Origin of the sequence: Bradyrhizobium sp. BEA-2-5 (assembly GCF_032918025.1) — a bacterium.
Lineage (GTDB): Bacteria > Pseudomonadota > Alphaproteobacteria > Rhizobiales > Xanthobacteraceae > Bradyrhizobium > Bradyrhizobium pachyrhizi.
Genome location: NZ_CP136629.1, coordinates 2,655,711 through 2,675,454 on the forward strand (window position 1 = coordinate 2,655,711; position 19,744 = coordinate 2,675,454).

The following is a 19,744-nucleotide window of genomic DNA, read 5'->3' on the forward strand; positions in this document are numbered from 1 at the left end:
GCAACTTCGGTCATACGCTCGCTAATTCCGTCAAGCGGAAGAAAATTCCACTTGCATCACACTCGTCGCGCGGCTTCAAGTTCATTCAACAAAAAACTGAATCAGCCGCTGTCACCGGCTGGTCATGTGTCGCGAGGAAGCCTGATGGGCGCGTTGTCGCATCTGCGGATTGTCGAGATCGGAAGTGCTGCGGCGACGAGCTATTGCGCGCGGCTGTTTGCCGATTTCGGCGCCGATGTGCAGAAGGTCGAGCCGCCGCACGGCGATCCGCTTCGCCGCACCGCGCCGCTGACGCCCAAAGGCCGGAGCGCGTGGTTCGCGTTTCTCAACTTCAACAAGTCGAGTGTCGTGCTCGGCACGGGCGATGCGGGCGCGGCATCGCTGCGGGAGCTGATTGTCGGCTGCGACATCCTGCTCGACGGGCGCGGCATCGCCGCGGCGGATTGTCCCGAGATCGATCTCGACGCGATCAAGCGGGATAATCCTGGCCTGATCCATCTCGACCTCGCCTGGTTCGGCGATCGCGGTCCCTACGCCAATTTCGCGGCGACGGACTCCACGATCCGCGCGCTGACCGGACTGGTGAAGCTGGTCGGTCCGGAGCAGGGGCCGCCGATGCACGCGCCGGATTTCCAGATCGGCATTCTGGGCGGGCTGTGGGGTTTCATCGCCGCCGCATCGTCGGTGCTCGGCCGTATGCAGGACGGGCGCGGGCGGGAAAACCATCTCAGCCTGTTCGAGGCCTCTATCGCCGTCACCGAATACATCATGTTCGAGGCGTTCCAGCGCGGCGACATCATGCGGCGGATCGGCGTCAACCGGTTCTGGCCGACTTTTCCGGTCGGCATCTACGAGACCAAGCAGGGCTGGCTCGGCGTCACCACGGTGACCCCGGCGCAGTGGCGCGCGTTCTGCGAGATGCTCGGGCTCAACGAACTGCGCGACGATCCGACACTGGTCATGGGGGTCGACCGGCTGCGCCATGTCGCCGAGATCGAAGACAGGATATTGCCGAAGCTGAAGCAGCGCACCGCGCAGGAGTGGTTTGCCGAAGGCCTCAGGCGCAAGATCCCGATCGTGCCGGTGCCGGAGATCTCCGATCTCATCGCCGATGAGGAGAAGCGCGCCCGCGGTGCGATCGTCCCGATCACCCTCGGTGACGAGACCGGCTTTTCCGCCGGCACCATGCAGCGGCTGACGGCAACGCCGCCGCTGCGCGGCGGCCGGGTGCCTGATCTCGGCGAGCAGCAGGCGAGGCGCGAGGCGGCGCCGCGCGTGCCGGCGCCCAAGCCCGCTGCAACCGATCGCTTGCCGCTCGAGGGCATCCGCGTCGTCGACTTTTCGATGGGCTGGGCCGGGCCGATCTGTACCCGCACGCTCGCCGATCTCGGCGCCGACGTCATCAAGATCGAGGCGACCCAGTATCCGGACTGGTGGCGCGGCGTCGACCGCCGTCCGGCCTATGTGCTGGAGCAGATGTACGAGAAGTCGGTGCGCTACTGCATCATGAACCGCAACAAGCGCGGCATCACGCTCGATCTGACCCGGCCGAAGGGGCTTGAATTGGCGAAGCGCCTGCTCGCCGATGCCGACCTCGTGGTCGACAATTATTCGGTCGAGGTGCTGCCCAAGCTCGGCCTCGGCTACGACGTGCTGAGCAAGATCAATCCCAAGCTGGTGATGATGTCGATGTCGGCGTTCGGCGCCGGCAGCGTGCATCGCGACTGCCGCGCTTACGGCTCGACCCTGGAGCAGGGCTCCGGCCTGCCCAGCGTGGTCGGCGATCCCGATGGTCCGCCGGTCATGAGCCATACCGCGTTCGGCGACGCCGTGGGCGGGCTTAACGGCGCCGCCGCGGTGCTGACCGCGCTGATCCACGCCAAACTGACCGGGCAGGGGCAGTTCATCGATCTGGCGCAGATCGAATGCATGATGCCGTTCGCCGCGCCCTGGATCGTGGCGCATTCGACCAGTGGCAGGCCGCCGACCAAATACGGCAACCGCCATCCCGATTTCGTGCCGCATGGCTGCTTTCGCTGCGCCGGAGAAGACAACTGGATCGTCGTCGCGGTGTCCGACGACGCGATGTGGCCAAAGCTCGCCCGGCTGCTCGGCCGCGAGGACTGGGCAGCGGACGAGGCGCTCAAGACGGCCGCGGGCCGCCGCGCCATCGAGGCCGAGATCGAGGCTGCGATCACGGCCTGGACCGCGGCGCGCGATGCCGATGCGGCGATGACCGCGCTGCAGACCGAAGGTGTCGCCTCCGGCGTGGCGCGGCTGCCGATCGATCTCCTGGAGGATCCGCAGCTCCACGCCCGCGGCTTCATCCAGCAGGTCGACCGTGCGTTCATCGGACGGCATCCGCAGCCGTCGATGCCATTTCGCGAGAGCGATGCGCCGTTCGCGATCCGCTCGGTGCCGCCGACGCTCGGCGAGCACAACCGCGAGATCCTCGGCGGCATGCTCGGGCTCTCCGACGCCGAGCTCGATGAGCTCACCCGCGAGGGCATCATCGGCACCGAGATGCTGATGGAGGAGGAACTGGTGAAAGAAAAGAAGCGGGCGGCGGGCTGATGGAGGCAGGCCAGCCGGCACAGCGCAGGGCGGAGGGGGCGCGCGACGGCGCGCGGCCGCTGCTGTCCGTGCGGGGGCTCGGCATCCGCTTCAAGACCGCGCAGGGCGTCTGGCAGGCGACGCGCCGCATCGACTTTGACATCGCGCCCGGCGAGCGCGTCGGCATCGTCGGCGAGAGCGGCTGCGGCAAGACCATCACCGGCCTGTCGATCCTGCGGCTGTTGCCGGGCAATTTTGCCGGCCTCGACGGCAAGATCCTGTTCGACGGCGTCGATCTCGCCTCCTGTAGCGCGCGGCAGATGCGCGCGATCCGGGGCAAGCGGGTCGCGATGATCTTCCAGGAGCCGATGAGCGCGCTCGACCCGGTCTTCACCGTCGGCCACCAGATCGCCGAGACGTTGCGCGTCCATACCGACGTTTCCCATGAGGAGGCACGCGCCAAAACGCTGGAGATGCTCCGCCGGGTCGGCATCGCCTCGCCCGAGCGGCGCATCGACGAGTATCCGCACAAGCTCTCCGGCGGCATGCGCCAGCGCGTCATGATCGCGGCGAGTTTGATCTGCGGGCCCCAGCTTTTGATCGCGGATGAGCCGACCACGGCGCTCGACGTCACCGTGCAGGCGCAGATCCTCGAGCTGCTGCGCGACATCAGCGAGACCTCGAAGACCGCGCTGGTGCTGATCAGCCACGATCTCGGCGTCGTCGCCGAGATCTGCACGCGGATGATCACGATGTATGCCGGCGAGGTGATCGAGGACGCCACCGTCGACGAGGCGCTGGTGCGGCCGCTGCATCCCTATACGTCGGGACTGTTGCGCTCGCTGCCGCATTTGAGCCCGCGCCACGGTCGGCTGCCGTCGATCCCGGGCCGGGTGCCGTCGATCGCGGAGATGCCGAACGGTTGCCGCTTCCGGGCCCGCTGCGCGCATGCCACGAAAGGCTGCGAGGCCGAGCAGAAATTGCAGGACGCCGGCGGCGGCAGAAGAGTGCGCTGCTGGCGCTTTGCCGAGCTCAATCTGCCGGGCGCGCTGCATCCGCCCTCGGCGCCGGTTGCTGCGAAGGTCGCGACGCAATGACCACAGCCGGTGCCGAGCCCCGCCGCAACGCCATCGTCTCGGTGCGCGACCTTCAGGTCCGCTTCCAGACCTCGGACCGCCGCGCCACCGTGAAGGCGGTCGACGGCGTCAATTTCGACGTCCGCCGCGGCGAGACCTTCGGCATCATCGGGGAGTCCGGATCGGGCAAGACCACGATCGGCCGCGCGCTGGTGTTCCTGCTCAATCCCAGCGCCGGCGCCATCCTGCATGACGGCATCGATCCGCTGGCGCTGCCGCGCCGGGAGTTTCAAAACCATCGCCGCGACTACCAGATCATCTTCCAGGACCCGAACGCCGCGCTGAATCCGCGCATGACCATTCTGGCCTCGGTGCTGGAACCGCTGGAGCTCGCACGTGTCGGCAGCCGTGCCGAGCGCGAGCGGCAGGCACGGCAGGCGCTCGAGCGCGTCGGCTTGCCGCAGGAATTCGGCGCGCGCTACCCGCATCAGCTGTCCGGCGGCCAGAAGCAGCGCGTCGTGATCGCCCGCGCGCTGACGCTGAAACCCAAACTGATCGTCTGCGACGAGGTGGTGGCCGCGCTCGACATGTCGATCCGCGGCGACGTGCTCAATCTGTTTGCCGATCTGCAGCGCGATCTCGGGCTGACCTATGTCTTCATCACCCATGATCTCGCCGTTGTCTCGCACATCAGCGAGCGCGTTGCGGTGATGTATCTCGGCCAGTTCGTCGAGCTCGGGCCGACCGAAGAGGTCGCCGAGCGGCCGCTGCATCCTTACACGATCGCGCTGCTGTCGGCCGAGCCGCGGCCGCTGCCGTCCACGATGCGGCAGGAGGGCCGTATCGTGCTGCAGGGCGAGGTGCCGAGCCCGATCGATCCGCCCTCGGGCTGCCGCTTCCGCACCCGCTGCCCGCACGCGCAGCCGCTCTGCACCGACCGCGTGCCGGAGTGGCGCGAGCTGAAGCCTGATCACTGGGTGGCCTGCCATTTCGCCGACCGCCCGAATTTTTCATCGAACTAAGAACACCGGAGAAACGCCATGATGATGACGACACGACGCGAGGTTATGGCGCTGATCTCGGGCGCACTCGCCACCACCACGCTCGGCGGCCGCGCCTTCGCGGAAGGCGCGCCGAAGAAGGGCGGCACCTTGCGCATCTCGGCGCCCGCCAATCCGTCGAGCCTGGATCCCGCGACCGGCGGCGCCGGCTCCGACCACGCCTTCCTGTTCACGATGTACGACACGCTGACCGAATGGGAGTTCGACACGCTGAAGCCGAAGCCCGGCCTTGCCGAGAGTTGGAAGTTCACCGACCCCACCACGCTGGTGCTCAACATCCGCGCCGGCGTCACCTTCCATGACGGCACGCCGCTCGATGCGGAAGCCGTCAAGTTCAATCTCGAGCGCAACCGCAGCGATGCGAAGTCGAACATCAAGGCCGACCTGCTGTCGGTTGCCGCGGTCGAGGTCACTGGCCCGCAGCAGGTGACGTTGAAGCTGAAAACGCCCGATACCGCGCTGCCCGGGATTCTCTCCGACCGCGCCGGCATGATGGTGTCGCCGACCGCGCTGAAGGCGGCCGAGGGCGGCGTCGTGACGCGCAAGCCGGTCGGCGCCGGCGCCTATTCGTTCGTCAGCTGGGCCGACGGCGAGAAGATCATGGTCAAGCGCAACGAGAAATACTGGAAGCCGGAACGGCCGCTTCCCGACGGCATCGAGATCTCGATCATTCCCGAGCTCACCACCGGCGCCCGCTCGGTCACCGCCGGGCAGAACGACCTGATCTACCAGCTGCCGCCGCGGCAGAAGGTGATCATCGAGCGCGCCTCCAGCGTCAAGGTGGTGCATGGCCCGACGCTGTACGTGTTCCAGATCTTCCTGAACTGGGCGAAGCCGCCGTTCGACAATATCAAGGTCCGCCAGGCGCTGAATTTCGCGATCGACCGCGAATCCTTCGTCAAGGCCGCGCTCGCCGGCCTCGCCGAGCCGGCCTACATGAACCTGCCGAGGGCGCATTGGGCCTATGACGCCGAGGTCGCAAAGCTCTATCCCTACGATCCCGACAAGGCACGCAAGCTGCTCGCCGAGGCCGGCTTCAAGGAGGGCACTCCAATCGAGTTCGGCGGCTATCCGGACCAGGATTCGGTGCAGCGCCAGGAGATCCTGATCGAGCAGCTGCGCAAGGCCGGCATCAACGCGCGCTTCGTCAACGCCCCGGTCGCGGAGGCCTCTGCCGCCTTCTTCGGTCCGGAGAAGAAGGGCGCCGGGTTGCTCTCGGCCTGGACCGGCCGGCCCGACCCGAGCCTGACCTATTCGCTGATGTTCACCAAGGACGCCTATTACAATGGCGGCCGCGCGCCGGTGCCGGCCGAGCTCGAGGCCGCGATCAAGGAATCGCGCGCCTCGGAGGACATCGACACCAGGCGCAAGGCGTTCTCCACCGTGCAGCGGCTGGTGATGGAGAACGCCTTCGTCGCGCCGCTGGCGTTCCAGTTCGAACTGGTCGCCATGAACAAGAAGGTGCAGGGCTATCGGCCGAACCTGCTCGGCAAGCCGAAATACGACGACGTCTGGCTCGGGAGTTAGGCGATGGCGCGACGGTCACCGGTCAAGGTCGTCGGCAGCCGCCTCGTGCAGGCGCTGCCCGTGATCCTGCTCGCGACCTTCATGGTGTTCGCGCTGCTCAAGCTGGTGCCCGGCGACATCGCCGTGACGCTGGCGGGCGACAACGCGACCGACGCACGGATCACGGAGATCAGGAAGATCTACGGTCTCGACCGCCCGTTCCTGGTGCAATATGGCGCCTGGCTCGGCAACGTCGCGCAAGGCGATCTCTCGCAATCGTTGTTGACCGGCGAGAAGGTCGCCGACTCGATCGGCCGCGCGTTTCCGAACACGCTGCTGATCGTCGTGATCGCGCTGGCGCTGGCGCTGGTCACGGGCATCCCGATGGGCGTGATGGCCGCGATCAAGCCGAGCGGCTGGATCGACAAGCTGATCAGCATGCTGGCCTCACTCGGCGTCGCGGTGCCCGGCTTCTGGCTGGCGATGATCCTGGTGGCGGAATTCTCGTTGAAGCTGAACTGGCTGCCGGCGACCGGCGCAAAATCCTTCAGCGCCTCGCCGGTCGATGCGATCAGGCATGCGCTGCTGCCTGGCGTCGCGATCGCGGCCTACGGCATGGCCGAGGTCGCGCGCCAGCTGCGCGGGGCGCTGCTGGAGGTGCTGTCGTCGCAATATGTCCGCACCCTGCATGCCAAGGGGCTGTCGATGTCCCGCATCCTCTGGCAACACGGCCTGAAGAATGTCGGCGTCAATCTGCTCACCATCATCAGCCTTTTAGTCAACCGCATGCTGGCGGCGACCGTGGTGATCGAGGCGGTGTTCGCCATTCCCGGTCTGGGCAGCCTGATTGTGCGCGGCGCGATCCAGCGCGATTTCCCGATCGTGCAGGGCGTCGTCTTCACCATGGTGGTCGTTGTCATCGCGGTGAACCTGATCACCGATTTGCTGTGCGCCGCGGTCGATCCGAGGATCGAGCAATGACCGACATGGCGCTCGCTCCCCTGAAGGCACCGGCGCGGCCGACGCGGCTGCGGCGCTTTGTGCGCTGGCTCGCCGGCGACCTCCGCGCCGCGCTGTCGATTCTGGTGCTCGTGGTGCTCGTCGTCGTCGCAATCGGCGCGCCCTGGATCGCGCCCTATGCGCCGACCGCGCAGGACGTCAACAACATGCTGGCGCCGCCGGGGCCGGCCCATCTGCTCGGCACCGACGATCTCGGTCGCGACATCTTCTCCCGTTTGATCTACGGCGCGCCGGCCACCGTCTATGCCAGCCTGCTTGCGGTCGGCGTCGCGGTCCTGATCGGGCTGCCGGTCGGCCTCATCGCCGGCTATTTCGGCGGCTGGATCGACGACATCATCAGCCGCATCATCGACACCTTCCTGTCGTTCCCCGCCATCGTGCTGGCGATCGCCGTCACCGGCGCGCTCGGCATCGGGCTCACCAACGGCATGATCGCGGTCGGCATCACGATGTTTCCGGCGCTGGCGCGCATCGTCCGCGCCCGCACGCTGATCGTGCGGCAGGAGCTCTATGTCGATGCCTCCAGGGGATTTGGCGCGCCGACCTGGCATGTGCTGTGGCGCCACGTGCTGCCGAACACGCTGCAACCGGTCATCGTGCAGGTGACGCTCTTGCTCGCCGCTGCGCTGCTGGCCGAAGCGAGCCTGTCGTTCCTCGGCCTCGGCATCCAGCCGCCGGACCCGAGCTGGGGCGCCATGCTGGCGCGCGCCTATCAATACATGGAAATTGCGCCGGAGCAGATGTATGCGCCGGGCCTTGCCATTCTCGTCGTCTCCCTGGCGTTCAATGCGCTCGGGGAGTCCTTGCGTGTCGTGCTCGATCCGACCATGAAGGATCGCTAGGGGTACAAATGCTGACGGGATGCCGCGCTGTGTTCACCTCGCCCCGCTTGCGGGGAGAGGTCGAAATTTGCGCGCAGCGCGAATTTCGGGTGAGGGGGAGTCTCCACGAGCGAGCCTGCGGAGAGTCCCCCTCACCCGAAGCCTACGCTTCGCTTCGGCTTCGACCTCTCCCCGCAAGCGGGGCGAGGTAAGCAACTTACGGAACCGATCATGTCCTTCAAGAAATTGCTGATTGCCAACCGTGGTGAGATCGCGATCCGGATTGCCCGCGCCGCCGGCGAAAGCGGCCTTGCCACGGTCGCGATCTATCCCGCCGATGATGCGGCTTCGCTCCATGTCCGCGCCGCCGACGAGGCGCGCGAGATTCCCGGCCATGGCGCGCGGGCCTATCTCGACATCGAGGCGGTGATTGCGGCGGCCAAGGCCGCAAGCTGCGACGCGCTACATCCGGGCTACGGCTTCCTCAGCGAGAACACGCAGCTCGCGCGGCGCTGCGCCGAGGAGAAGATCACCTTCGTCGGCCCGTCACCGGAGGCGCTCGACCTGTTCGGCGACAAGGCCAAGGCAAAGGCGCTGGCAAAAAAATGCGGCGTCCCGATCATTGCCGGCACTTCGGGCGCGACCAGTCTGGACGAGGCAAAGGCGTTCTTCGCCGCGCTCGGCGCCGGCGCCGCCGTGATGATCAAGGCGATGGCCGGCGGCGGCGGTCGCGGCATGCGCGTGGTGGAGAACGCGCCCGATCTCGCGGAAGCCTATGCGCGCTGCCAGTCCGAGGCCAGGGCGGCGTTCGGCTTCGACGGCGTCTATGCCGAGCGGCTGATCCGGCAGGCGCGCCACATCGAGGTGCAGATCATCGGCGACCGCCATGGTGCGATCTCCCATCTCTGGGAGCGCGAATGCACCATCCAGCGCCGTCACCAGAAGCTGATCGAGGTGGCGCCGAGCCCCTCGCTGAGCGACGGCATGCGTGCGCGCATCATCGAGGCAGCGAAGCAGCTCGCGACCGCCGCGCGGTACGATAATCTCGGCACCTTCGAATTCCTGGTCGACGACGAAGCCGGCGAAGGTGAGGGCGCGTTTGCCTTCATCGAGGCGAACCCGCGGCTCCAGGTCGAGCACACCGTGACCGAAGAGGTGCTCGGGCTCGACCTCGTCCGCGCCCAGCTCGCGGTCGCCGCCGGTGCCACGCTGGCCTCGCTCGGCCTCGCGCAATCAGCGGTGCCCCTGCCGCGCGGCTATGCGATGCAGCTCCGCGTCAACATGGAGGTGATGGACGAGAAGGGCATCACGAAACCGACCGGCGGCACGCTCGCCGTGTTCGACCTGCCGTCCGGCCCCGGCGTTCGCGTCGATACCTTCGGCTATTCCGGCTACCGGACCTCTGCCGCGTTCGAACTCGTTGCTGGCAAAAGTCATCGTCTATTCGCCGAGTTCAAAATGGACCGACGTGGTGCACAAGGCATCGCGCGCCTTGCGCGAATTCCGGATCGGCGGCGTCGCCACCAACATCCCGTTCCTCGGTGCCATCCTGGCGCATCAGAGCTTTGGGCGGAACAAGATCAGCACCAATTTCATCGATACGCATGTGGCGGCGCTAGTCGGCGCTGCGCAGGAGCTCGCCGCACCCTTGATCGCAGTGAGCGAGGCGGCTGCGACCAAGGCCGTTGCTGTCGAAGCAGCCCCCGAAGGATCGCTCCCGGTGCCCGCGCCGCTGCAGGGCACCATCGTGGCGATCGAGGTCGCGGAGGGCGATCTGGTCCGTCCCGGCCAGCAGATCGCGGTGCTGGAATCGATGAAGATGGAGCATCTCGTCACCGCGCCCCATGGCGGCCGGGTGACCAGGATCGCGGGCGGCATCGGCGTCACCCTGATGCATGGCGAGCCGATCCTGTTCCTCGAACCGGTCGAGGTCGACGGCCATCACGCGGCGGAGGAGGCCGCGATCGATCTCGACCACATCCGTCCCGATCTCGCCGAGCTGATCGCGCGCCAGGCCAATACGCTCGACGAGAACCGTCCGGCCTCGGTCGAGCGCCGCCGCAACACCAACCAGCGCACCGCGCGCGAGAACGTCGCCCAGCTCGTCGACGACGGCTCGTTCATGGAGTACGGCAGCCTTGCGATTGCGGCACAGCGCCGCCGGCGCAAGCTGGACGACCTCATCAAGAACACGCCGGCCGACGGCCTCATATCAGGCGTCGCCACCGTCAACGCCAAGGATTTCGGCGCCGATGGTGCGCGCTGCATGGTGATCTCCTATGATTACACCGTGCTCGCGGGCACGCAGGGCCACATGAACCACAAGAAGATCGACCGCATGCTGACGCTGGCGGAAGACTGGCGCGTGCCGCTGGTGTTCTATGCCGAAGGCGGTGGGGGCCGGCCCGGCGATACCGACCGGCTCGGCATGACCGGGCTCGACGGTCCGTCCTTCGTGCAGTTCGCGAGGCTCTCGGGCCTCGTGCCGGTGGTTGGCGTGGTCTCCGGCTATTGCTTCGCCGGCAATGCCGCGATGCTCGGCTGCTGCGACGTCATCATCGCCACCAAGAACGCCTCGATCGGCATGGGCGGTCCGGCCATGATCGAGGGCGGCGGGCTCGGCGTCTATCATCCGGCCGAGGTCGGCCCGGTCTCGTTCCAGGCGCCGAACGGCGTCATCGACATCCTGGTCGAGGACGAGGAGGAAGCGACGTCCGTCGCGCAGAAATACCTGTCTTATTTCCAGGGCGCGGTGCAGGACTGGAAGGCGCCGGACCAGCGGCTCTTGCGCCGTGCGATTCCGGAAAACCGGCTGCGCGTCTACGATATCCGCAGCGTGATCGACCTCGTCGCCGACAAGGACTCCGTGCTGGAGCTGCGCCGCGACTACGGCGTCGGCATGATCACCGCGCTGATCCGTATCGAGGGCAAGCCGTTCGGCCTGATCGCCAACAATCCGCGCCATCTCGGCGGCGCGATCGATGCCGATGCCGGCGACAAGGCCGCGCGATTCCTCCAGCTCTGCGACGCCTTCGATCTGCCGATCGTCTCGCTCTGTGACACGCCCGGCTTCATGGTCGGCCCGGAGGCCGAGAAGACCGCGATCGTGCGCCACGTCTCGCGCATGTTCGTCACGGGCGCCAGCCTCACGGTGCCACTGTTCGGCATCGTGCTGCGCAAGGGCTATGGGCTCGGGGCGCAGTCCATGATCGGCGGTGGCTTCCACGCCTCGTTCTTCACCGCGGCCTGGCCGACCGGCGAGTTCGGCGGCATGGGGCTCGAGGGCTATGTCCGCCTCGGCTTCCGCAAGGAGATGGAGGCGATCGTCGATCCCGCGGAGCGCGAGACCTACTACCGCAACAAGGTCGCCGAGCTCTATGCCAACGGCAAGGCGGTCTCGATCGCCTCCGTGTTCGAGATCGACAACGTCATCGACCCCGCCGAGACCCGGCGGTGGATCATGGCGGGCCTGCGTTCGGTGCCGAAGCCCGAGCCGAGGACCCACCGCAAGCGACCATGTATCGATGCGTGGTAGGGCTGCGCAGGGCGCTTCAATCCACGAGCCGTAAACTTGATGTCGTCCTGGCGAAAGCCAGGACCCATTACCCCAAATCTCAATTACCGTGCGACGCTGGGGCCGCGATCCCGTTCATCATCGAATGCGGTGGTTATGGGTCCTGGCTTTCGCCAGGACGACAGTGGTGGATGGGGCAGGCGCCTCGCGTCACCGAGAGAGCGACCCCAAGCTCAGCCCAATCGCAACTCCGCATACCCCTTCGTCGCCACCGCGTCGCATCTCTCACGATACGCCGGTGCGCTGCCGCTGTAGCGGGCGACGATGCGGGTCTGCTTGCCCTCGACGTTGCGGTTGATGCCGGTCATCCAGGAATCGACCTCGTTGGAGAGCAGGCCGACGCCGAGCGCTTTGACATGCTCGGTCCAGTCGGCGGTGCCCTCAGGCGTGGCATCGAGGAAGGTCAGGCCTTTCGCTTTCGCGAAGCGGATCAGCCCGGTGACCCAGTCCACGCTGTATTCGATGCTGCGCGGGATGTTGCCAAGCGCGGTGTGCGGGCCCATCAGCATCATCATGTTGGGGAAGCCATCGACCATCAGCCCGAGATAGGTTTCCGGGCCGTGCGTCCATTTCTCCTTCAGCCGTGCACCGTGCGCGCCGCGGAAATCGATTTTGTCAAAGCTGCCGGTAATGGCATCGAAGCCGGTGGCGTAGATGATGATGTCGAAGGCATAATCCCTGTCGCTGGTGCGGATGCCTTCCGGCGTGATCCGCTCGATCGGCGTCGCCTTGATGTCGACGAGCTCGACATTGTCGCGATTGTAGACTTCGTAGTAGAAGGTCTCGAGCGGGAGCCGCCGCGTGCCAAACCCGTGGTTCTTCGGGATCAGCATCTCCGCGACCGCCTGGTTCTTCACGCGCTCGCGGATCTTGCGCGCGACGAAATCGCTGATGGTGGCATTCGCCTTGCGGTCGATCAGGATGTCCTTGAAGTTGCCCTGCCAGATGCCGAAGCCGCGCTCGCCATAGAGCTTCTCGTAGAACGCCTCGCGCTCCGCCTCGCTCACCTCGAACGCGCCGCGCGGATCGGGCGTATGCACGAAGCAGGCGAAGGTCTCCTTGCAACGCGCGAAGATCTCGGGATAGCCGGCCTTGATCCTGGCTTGCGTCGCGGAGTCGATGTTGCCGTTGTGCAGCGGCGCCGCCCAGTTGGCGGTGCGCTGGAACACCTTGAGATGACCGACCTCGCCGGCGATGGTCTGGATGACCTGGATGCCGGTCGCGCCGGTGCCGATCACGGCGACGCGCTTGCCGGTGAAATCCACCTTGTCCTTCGGCCAGCGCGCGGTGTGGAACGATCGGCCCCTGAAATCATCGCGGCCCTCGATCCGCGGCAGGGTCGGCGTCGACAACGGGCCGATCGCGGTGATCAGGAAGCGGCAGGAGTGCTGCGCGCCGCTCTCCAGCGTGATCCGCCAGCTTCGCCTGTCGTCCTGGTAGATCGCGGACGTGACGCGGCTCTCGAACTGGATGTCGCGGCGCAGGTCGAACTTGTCGGCGACATAGTTGCAGTAGCGCAAGGTCTCGGGCTGGCCGGCGAAATGTTCCGACCATTCCCATTCCTCGAGCAGCTCCTTCGAGAACGAGTAGCCGTAGGAATAGCTCTCGGAATCGAAGCGTGCGCCGGGATAGCGGTTCCAGTACCAGGTGCCGCCGACGCCGGTGCCGGCCTCGAACACGCGCGCGCTAAGGCCAAGCTCGCGCAGCCGGTAGAGCTGGTACATGCCGGACAGGCCGGCGCCGATGATGATGACGTCGTAGTCCGGCGCAGCCGTCTCGGGGCTGTTGTCCTGGCGCGATGCGGCCACCTGTCGTTGCTCCCTGATGGATTGATTGCCGGCAAGGCTAACCGGTCTTCCTGCTGCCGACAAACATCGAACAGCGGGGCAGCTATCGGGATTTGCCGGGTGCGTCGGCCCGCGCGCATTCCGCGCGGCGGACTGTCCGCCCCGCGGCTTTACTCGGCCGCGGGATTCCCTCTATCGTCGGTCCGACACAACGATCGCCCGCCAAGCGGCGACGGAACCAGCGGGAGTGAAGCGATGGGAGAGGCGCTGCGCAGGCCGACGTCGACAGACGTCAGCAATCCCCGGCTTTATCAGGATGACACCTGGCGGCCGCTGTTTGCGCAGCTCCGCCGCGACGATCCCGTGCATTATTGCGAGGCGTCGGCCTACGGTTCTTTCTGGTCGGTGACGCGCTACGACGACATCTTCGCGGTCGAGCTGGATCACCAGAACTATTCGTCGGCCTCCGAGCTTGGCGGTATCCAGGTCGCGGACCAGCCGAAGGGGCAGGAGCGGCCGAGCTTCATCCGCATGGATCCGCCCGGCCACACCGCGCAGCGCCGCACCGTGGCGCCGATCGTGGCGCCGTCGAACCTTGCCAATTTCGACGCCCTGATCCGCAAGCGCACCGCAGCCGTGCTCGATGCGCTGCCGCGCAACGAGACCTTCGACTGGGCTGAGCGGGTTTCGGTCGACCTCACCAACATGATGCTGGCGACGCTGTTCGATTTCCCTTCTGAAGACCGCGCCAAGCTGACCTGGTGGTCGGATGTCGCGATCGCCAACGTCGAATCTCCCGACGCGGTGGTGCATTCGGAGGCTGAACGCACCGCCGAGCTGGTCAAGATGGGAGAATATTTCCGCAAGCTGTGGGACGCGCGGGTCGATGCGCCGCCGACCTTCGATTTGATCTCGATGCTGGCGCATTCTGAAGCGACGCGGAATCTGGAGCCGCGCGAGTTCATCGGCACGATCGGGCTGTTGATCGTCGGCGGCAATGACACCACGCGCAATTCAATGTCGGCCGGGCTGATGGCGCTGTGCGAGAACCCGGAGCAGTTCGAGCTGGTCCGCGCGAGGCGCGAGCTGATCCCGAACCTGGTGTCCGAGACCATCCGCTACCACACGCCGGTGCTGCACATGCGCCGCACCGCACGCAACGATGTCGAGCTTGCCGGCCGCCGGATCAAGAAGGGCGACAAGGTCGTGATGTGGTACATCTCCGGCAACCGCGACGAGGACAAGATCGAGCGCGCCGACGAATTCATCATCAACCGCGCCAAGCCGCGCCAGCATCTCGCCTTCGGCGCCGGCGTCCATCGCTGCGTCGGCGATCGCCTGGCCGAGCAGCAACTGCGCATCCTCTGGGAGGAGGTCCTGGCGCGCGATCTGCGTTTTGAGATGATGGGCCCGCCGCAAAGGCTCTATTCCAATTTCATCCGCGGTATACGAAGCTTGCCGGTGAGAATTGTCAATTGAAGTTGTGGGTTTGTCATTCGGGGATGGTGCGTAGCACCAGACCCGGAATCTCGAGATTCCGGGTTCGATGCTGCGCATCGCCCCGGAATGACGGGAACATAAGAACAAGGAATCCGAATGAAAGAGCCCGTGGACGTCCTGATCATCGGCGCCGGCGCGTCCGGCGCGGCGGTGGCGTGGTCGCTGGCCGAGACCAAGATGCACATCCTCTGCCTGGAGCAGGGCGGCTGGATGAATCCGGCGGAATATCCCAGCACCGGCCGGGATTGGGAGGCCAAATTCTACGGCGAATGGTCGTCGAGCCCCAACGTCCGGGGCCGGCCCGAGGACTACCCGATCAACGACGACAACTCCCCGATCAAGGTCGTCAATTACAATGCGGTCGGCGGCTCGACCGTGATGTACACCGCGCACTGGCCGCGGCTGCATCCCTCCGATTTCAAGGTGAAGACGCTGGACGGCGTCGCCGACGACTGGCCGATCGATTACGACGCGCTGACCCCGTTCTTCGAAGAGAACGACCGCATGATGGGGACGTCCGGCCTGTCAGGCGATCCACTCTCGCCGCTGACGCATCCGCCGATGCCGCAACAGCCGCTCGGATTGTCCGGCGCCATCATCGGCAAGGCCATGAACAAGCTCGGCTGGCACTGGTGGCCGTCCGACACGACGGTCGCGACCATGGACTATGAGGGCCGGGCACGCTGCATCAATCTCGGCCATTGCACGCCGGCCTGCGCGCAAGGCGCAAAGTCCTCCACCGACATCACCTACTGGCCGCATGCGGTCCGCGCCGGCGTCGAGCTGCGCACCCATTGCCGCGTGCGCGAGATCCGCACCGACGAGAACGGCATGGCTTCGGGCGTCGTTTACTACGACAAGGAGGGCGTCGAGCAGTTTCAGCCCGCGCATGTCGTCATCATCGCCTGCAACGGCGTGGGCACGCCGCGCCTGCTTCTCAATTCGGTGTCGGGCAAATTCCCGAACGGGCTTGCAAATTCGTCCGGCCTCGTCGGAAAGAACCTGATGTTCCATCCCTATGCTCAAATCTACGGATTTGTGAAGGAGCCGACCGACAGCAATCGCGCGCCGCCGACCTGTCTGTGGAGCAAGGAGTTTTACGACACTGACCTGTCGCGCGGCTTCGTGCGCGGCTACGGCATCCAGTTCGGCCGCGGCGCGGGGCCGGTGTTCGAGGCGGTCGCGAGCGAGCAAAAGGGCATTCTGCCATGGGGCGCCGACCATCATCGCGTATTCCGTAAGCTCAACGGTCATCGGCTCGCGGTGTCGGCAATCTGCGAGGATCTACCCGAGGAGCACAACCGCGTCACGCTCGATCCGGTGCTGAAGGACAGCCACGGCATCCCCGCGCCGAAGGTCGACTATATGATCAGCGAGAACAGCCGGAAAATGATGGAGCACGGGTTGGCGCGCGGCCGGGAGATTCTCGAGGCCGCCGGCGCGACCGACATCTGCATCAACAATCCGATTCCCTGGGGCGGCTGGCATCTGCTCGGCACCGCGCGGATGGGCACCGACCCCGAACGTTCCGTGGTCAACGAATGGGGCCGCTCGCACGACGTGAAGAACCTCTTCATCGTCGACGGCAGCATCTTCGTCACCTCGGGCGGCGTGAACCCGACGTCGACCATTCAGGCCCTCGCGCTCTACATCGCCGACCAGATGAAGCAGCGCCTCGCCAATTTGTTCGATTGAGACCGTCCATGTCCGATGCAAAACAACTGACCGCGGCCCAGCGCGATGACCTCCGCGCCGTCGCCGCAATGATGATTCCCGCCAGCGACGAGTACAAGGTGCCCGGCGCCGACGACCCCGCGATCCAGGCCGACGTGCTGGCAACGCTCGGCCGCGATACCGCGCTGGTCGCGCAGGCGCTGGATCATCTGGCTGATCTCGCGGGCAAGCCGCTCGCCGAGCTCGACGATGCCAGGCGCGATGCGGTGGCGCAGGAGTTTCGTACCGGCGGCGGCGTCGCCGCAGCAACGCTCGTTCGCGTCGTGCTGCAATGTTACTACCGTGACGACCGCGTGCTGAGCTCGCTTGGGCTCGAGCTGCGCGCGCCATTTCCGAAGGGCCACGTCCTTCCGGATGGAGACTGGTCGCTGCTCGATCCGGTCAAGGCGCGCGGCGGCACGTTACGGCGGGCAACCTAGCCGACAGGGCAGGTAACCACTTGCGGCGCCGGGAGCCGGTCACCATCTTTGGAGACCAAAGGACTCTCGCCATGCTGGATTTTACCTCAGATACCGCCGGTGACACGCCGTCGCCGCGAACGGCTGACGCTGCCCAAGTCGCAACCCAGGTCGATGACCGGGCTCTGCTGGATGCCTATTCCAATGCCGTGATCGACGTGACCGACCGTGTCGGTCCCGCGGTCGTGCGCGTCGAGACCGGGCCGAAGGTGCCTAACGGCCGCGAGCGCGGCGGGCTCGGCTCGGGTATCGTGATCTCGCCCGATGGGCTCGTTCTCACCAACAGCCATGTGGTCGGCAGTTCGAAGGAAATTCGGCTGCGCGACGTCGAGGGCCATGTCGGCGACGCGCAGGTGCTCGGCGTCGATCCCGACACCGATCTTGCGCTCCTGCGCGCCAACGGCGTGCGCCACCTGCCTTATGCCGCGCTGGGCAACTCCAAGAGCCTGCGCCGTGGCCAGCTGGTGATCGCGATCGGCAATCCGCTCGGCTTCGAATCGACCGTGACGGCCGGCGTCGTGTCGGCGCTCGGGCGCTCGATCCGTTCGGTGAGCGGACGCACCATCGAGGACGTGATCCAGACCGATGCTGCGCTCAATCCGGGCAATTCGGGTGGCCCGCTGGTATCGTCGAATGCCGAGGTGATCGGCATCAACACCGCCATCATCAATGGCGCGCAAGGCATCTGCTTTGCGGTCGCCAGCAACACCGCGCAGTTCGTGCTGTCGGAGATCATCCGGCACGGCTATGTCCGCCGCGCCTATATCGGCGTTGCCGGCCAGACCGCGCCGGTCCCGCGGCGGCATGCGGTGCTGGCCGGCGTCGAGAACAAGATGGGCGCGCTCTTGATGCAGATCGAGCCGGATGGACCTGCGGCCAAGGCGGGCCTGTTGCCCGGCGACGTCGTGATCAGGCTCGACGGCGTCGAGATCAACGGCGTCGACGATCTGATCCGCGTGCTCGATCACAGCCGCATCGACCGCACGCTGTCGATGGACGTGCTCCGTCTCGGCCGCCTGCGCGCGATCGACATCCACCCGATCGAGCGCAAGCCCGCAAAGCAGTGAGCGGCGCGCGCAGATATCAGACCCTCATGGTGAGGAGCCGCCAACGGGTCCGCGCAAAGCGCGGCCCGATGACAGGCTCCGCGGCGTCTCGAACCACGAGGCCCTGACTGTGGCCTCATCCTTCGAGACGCGCGTTCCGCGCTCGTCAGGATGAGGGTGAGCGTTGAGCGCGAGGCTATTACCGTAGCCCCCAAAAACGCGGCTGGCCTTCTAGCTTGCGGCCGGCGGTGCCTTTCCGCGTCCGAGTGCAAATTGACCGACCGGGCTCTCGACATGAAATTCGAGCTCGGTGATTTTCGCAAACAGATCGATGTTGGTCGTGCCGATGGCGCAGCCGCCAAGGCCCATATCGGTCGCCGCCAGATAGAATGTCTGGATCATGGTGCCGACATCCTTCAGGATCAGCGAATATGCGATTGAGCTGTATTTCCAGGATACCCGCCCAAAACGCGCAGCGATCGTGATCAGGACCTGCGGCGGGCCGGGCGCGTCCATGGCAAACTCGGCCGCCGTCGAGAGCGCCTGGAGCTGCTGGGCGGAAGCGCCGATCGCGACCAGTGCGTGACCACCCGCATCGTAGTGGTAAAATCCGCGCGCAAGCCCCTCGCAGTTCGAGACTGCCAGGTACAATTCCAGCTCGTAAGCGCTGCCCGCCGATGGATAAGGCCTCGCGCTGTAGGTGACTTCAGGACCGCCGTCAAAATTCGCGCCGTTCTTCCATTCCGATAGCACGCGGGCGGTGGTGTCGAGAAACTGTGCGAGTTCGGCGAGCGTGACGGGGTGCTGGTCGTCGAAATCCCGTATCGAATGGCGTTCACGCAACAGCTTCGCGAAGGGCGAGATCGGCTCCGGCGTGGAGAGCTTGTGGAGGGCGAACTTCTCGCCTGGCCAACGCGGACGTATCGCAGGCAGCGGTGGAACGACGCCCGCATGGGTGAACGCGCCGCCAACTGGATCGGCATGCCGGCCCTCCGTGCTCCGCGTGTGAAACACGAGATCGTGAAAATCCCAGAGAACGAGATTGCCGTCGCCTTCATTCACCCGAAGGCCGTCGCCGTCTTTCGCATTGAGCTTGATCAGCATCTGGCTGTCGAGCAGCAATCCGAGCAGATCGAGGTTCAAGGAGGTCGCGTGGCGGCGAAGCTTGCTGATCTTCTGGGGCTGCGACAGGGCCGCGAGGGTGGCAGCGATGGCGGGATCGCAAATCCGGAACAGTGCCCCGGCGCGCGGCAATTCCAGCACCATCTCGTTGCCGCGCCGGCGCAGATAGGCGAAGCGCGACAACACGATGGTATCACCGTTCCCCAGCTTTGCAGGTTGCGGCCAGTATTCGGCGACCTGCGGCTCGATGACCACGAGGTCCTGCTTTTCGCGCGGAGAGGATAGGCGGTATTCGAGAAGCCCGTGCCGCGCCAGTCGCTGCACCAGGGCATGAACCTGCCTCGCGAGGGCGCTTTTGCCGGCAAAGGAGGCGAGCGGCAGGCCGGAGGCGAGATGTCCCGCACGGTCGATCGCCGCCGTGCTGAATTGTCCCAGATTGACCGTATAGTGGCCGAGGGCAGCGGCGATGCTTCCGTCCGCCTGCAT

Annotated in this window: 12 protein-coding genes and 1 pseudogene; 11 read left to right on the forward strand and 2 right to left on the reverse strand. The window is 66.0% G+C overall.

Features of this window, described 5'->3' with window-relative positions; genetic code table 11:
• Window positions 1-144 precede the first annotated feature (144 nt).
• The 7 genes and pseudogenes from RX327_RS12440 to RX327_RS12470 all read left to right on the forward strand — a co-directional run bounded on the left by RX327_RS12440 (window position 145) and on the right by RX327_RS12470 (window position 11,572).
• The gene (locus RX327_RS12440) at window positions 145-2,574 is read left to right on the forward strand and encodes a CaiB/BaiF CoA transferase family protein (RefSeq protein WP_050387191.1); all 2,430 of its coding nucleotides are present in this window, start codon (window positions 145-147) and stop codon (window positions 2,572-2,574) included.
• Window positions 2,574-3,650, forward strand: a complete 1,077-nt coding sequence (locus tag RX327_RS12445) for an ABC transporter ATP-binding protein (protein WP_317250397.1) — start codon at window positions 2,574-2,576, stop codon at window positions 3,648-3,650. Before RX327_RS12440 ends, RX327_RS12445 begins: the two co-directional genes overlap by 1 nt.
• Entirely contained in the window at window positions 3,647-4,651 is a 1,005-nt protein-coding gene (locus tag RX327_RS12450) for an ABC transporter ATP-binding protein (RefSeq protein WP_050385161.1), read from the forward strand. The genes RX327_RS12445 and RX327_RS12450 overlap by 4 nt, the downstream gene beginning before the upstream one ends.
• 18 nt (window positions 4,652-4,669) lie before the next feature.
• Window positions 4,670-6,217, forward strand: coding sequence for an ABC transporter substrate-binding protein (locus RX327_RS12455; RefSeq protein ID WP_317250398.1), 1,548 nt, complete (start codon window positions 4,670-4,672; stop codon window positions 6,215-6,217).
• Window positions 6,218-6,220: 3 nt separating this feature from the next.
• Window positions 6,221-7,177 carry an ABC transporter permease gene (locus RX327_RS12460; protein ID WP_050385159.1) on the forward strand — a complete coding sequence of 319 codons (957 nt, stop codon included), beginning with the start codon at window positions 6,221-6,223 and terminating at the stop codon, window positions 7,175-7,177.
• Entirely contained in the window at window positions 7,174-8,058 is an 885-nt protein-coding gene (locus tag RX327_RS12465) for an ABC transporter permease (protein ID WP_050385158.1), read from the forward strand. The genes RX327_RS12460 and RX327_RS12465 overlap by 4 nt, the downstream gene beginning before the upstream one ends.
• Before the next feature lie 210 nt (window positions 8,059-8,268).
• A pseudogene (locus RX327_RS12470) lies at window positions 8,269-11,572 on the forward strand (carboxyl transferase domain-containing protein).
• Window positions 11,573-11,784: 212 nt separating this feature from the next.
• Here the strand turns inward: RX327_RS12470 and RX327_RS12475 are convergent.
• Complete coding sequence (locus RX327_RS12475; protein ID WP_317250399.1) at window positions 11,785-13,419, reverse strand: NAD(P)/FAD-dependent oxidoreductase; 1,635 nt, start codon at window positions 13,417-13,419, stop codon at window positions 11,785-11,787.
• A 234-nt stretch (window positions 13,420-13,653) separates the two neighbouring features.
• On the opposite strand from RX327_RS12475, the gene RX327_RS12480 reads away from it, so the two are divergent.
• The 4 genes from RX327_RS12480 (at window position 13,654) to RX327_RS12495 (ending at window position 18,157) form a co-directional block, all read left to right on the forward strand.
• Window positions 13,654-14,877 carry a cytochrome P450 gene (locus tag RX327_RS12480; RefSeq protein WP_317250400.1) on the forward strand — a complete coding sequence of 408 codons (1,224 nt, stop codon included), beginning with the start codon at window positions 13,654-13,656 and terminating at the stop codon, window positions 14,875-14,877.
• Window positions 14,878-14,994: 117 nt separating this feature from the next.
• Window positions 14,995-16,593, forward strand: coding sequence for a GMC family oxidoreductase (locus RX327_RS12485; RefSeq protein WP_317250401.1), 1,599 nt, complete (start codon window positions 14,995-14,997; stop codon window positions 16,591-16,593).
• 8 nt (window positions 16,594-16,601) lie between these two features.
• On the forward strand, window positions 16,602-17,051 hold the full coding sequence (locus RX327_RS12490; protein ID WP_317250402.1) for a hypothetical protein: 450 nt from the start codon (window positions 16,602-16,604) through the stop codon (window positions 17,049-17,051).
• Window positions 17,052-17,122: 71 nt separating this feature from the next.
• Window positions 17,123-18,157, forward strand: coding sequence for a S1C family serine protease (locus RX327_RS12495; protein ID WP_317250403.1), 1,035 nt, complete (start codon window positions 17,123-17,125; stop codon window positions 18,155-18,157).
• Between the two features lie 210 nt (window positions 18,158-18,367).
• Here RX327_RS12495 and RX327_RS12500 read toward each other — a convergent pair whose 3' ends face one another.
• Entirely contained in the window at window positions 18,368-19,744 is a 1,377-nt protein-coding gene (locus RX327_RS12500) for a SagB family peptide dehydrogenase (protein ID WP_317251248.1), read from the reverse strand.

What these genes read in the sequence shown, in the direction of transcription:
- RX327_RS12440 (WP_050387191.1), top strand. Translation starts at nt 145, where the DNA reads ATGGGCGCGTTGTCGCATCTGCGGATTGTCGAGATCGGAAGTGCTGCG.
- RX327_RS12445 (WP_317250397.1), top strand. Translation starts at nt 2,574, where the DNA reads ATGGAGGCAGGCCAGCCGGCACAGCGCAGGGCGGAGGGGGCGCGCGAC.
- RX327_RS12450 (WP_050385161.1), top strand. Translation starts at nt 3,647, where the DNA reads ATGACCACAGCCGGTGCCGAGCCCCGCCGCAACGCCATCGTCTCGGTG.
- RX327_RS12455 (WP_317250398.1), top strand. Translation starts at nt 4,670, where the DNA reads ATGATGATGACGACACGACGCGAGGTTATGGCGCTGATCTCGGGCGCA.
- RX327_RS12460 (WP_050385159.1), top strand. Translation starts at nt 6,221, where the DNA reads ATGGCGCGACGGTCACCGGTCAAGGTCGTCGGCAGCCGCCTCGTGCAG.
- RX327_RS12465 (WP_050385158.1), top strand. Translation starts at nt 7,174, where the DNA reads ATGACCGACATGGCGCTCGCTCCCCTGAAGGCACCGGCGCGGCCGACG.
- RX327_RS12480 (WP_317250400.1), top strand. Translation starts at nt 13,654, where the DNA reads ATGGGAGAGGCGCTGCGCAGGCCGACGTCGACAGACGTCAGCAATCCC.
- RX327_RS12485 (WP_317250401.1), top strand. Translation starts at nt 14,995, where the DNA reads ATGAAAGAGCCCGTGGACGTCCTGATCATCGGCGCCGGCGCGTCCGGC.
- RX327_RS12490 (WP_317250402.1), top strand. Translation starts at nt 16,602, where the DNA reads ATGTCCGATGCAAAACAACTGACCGCGGCCCAGCGCGATGACCTCCGC.
- RX327_RS12495 (WP_317250403.1), top strand. Translation starts at nt 17,123, where the DNA reads ATGCTGGATTTTACCTCAGATACCGCCGGTGACACGCCGTCGCCGCGA.
- RX327_RS12500 (WP_317251248.1), bottom strand. Translation starts at nt 19,744, where the DNA reads ATGCAGGCGGACGGAAGCATCGCCGCTGCCCTCGGCCACTATACGGTC.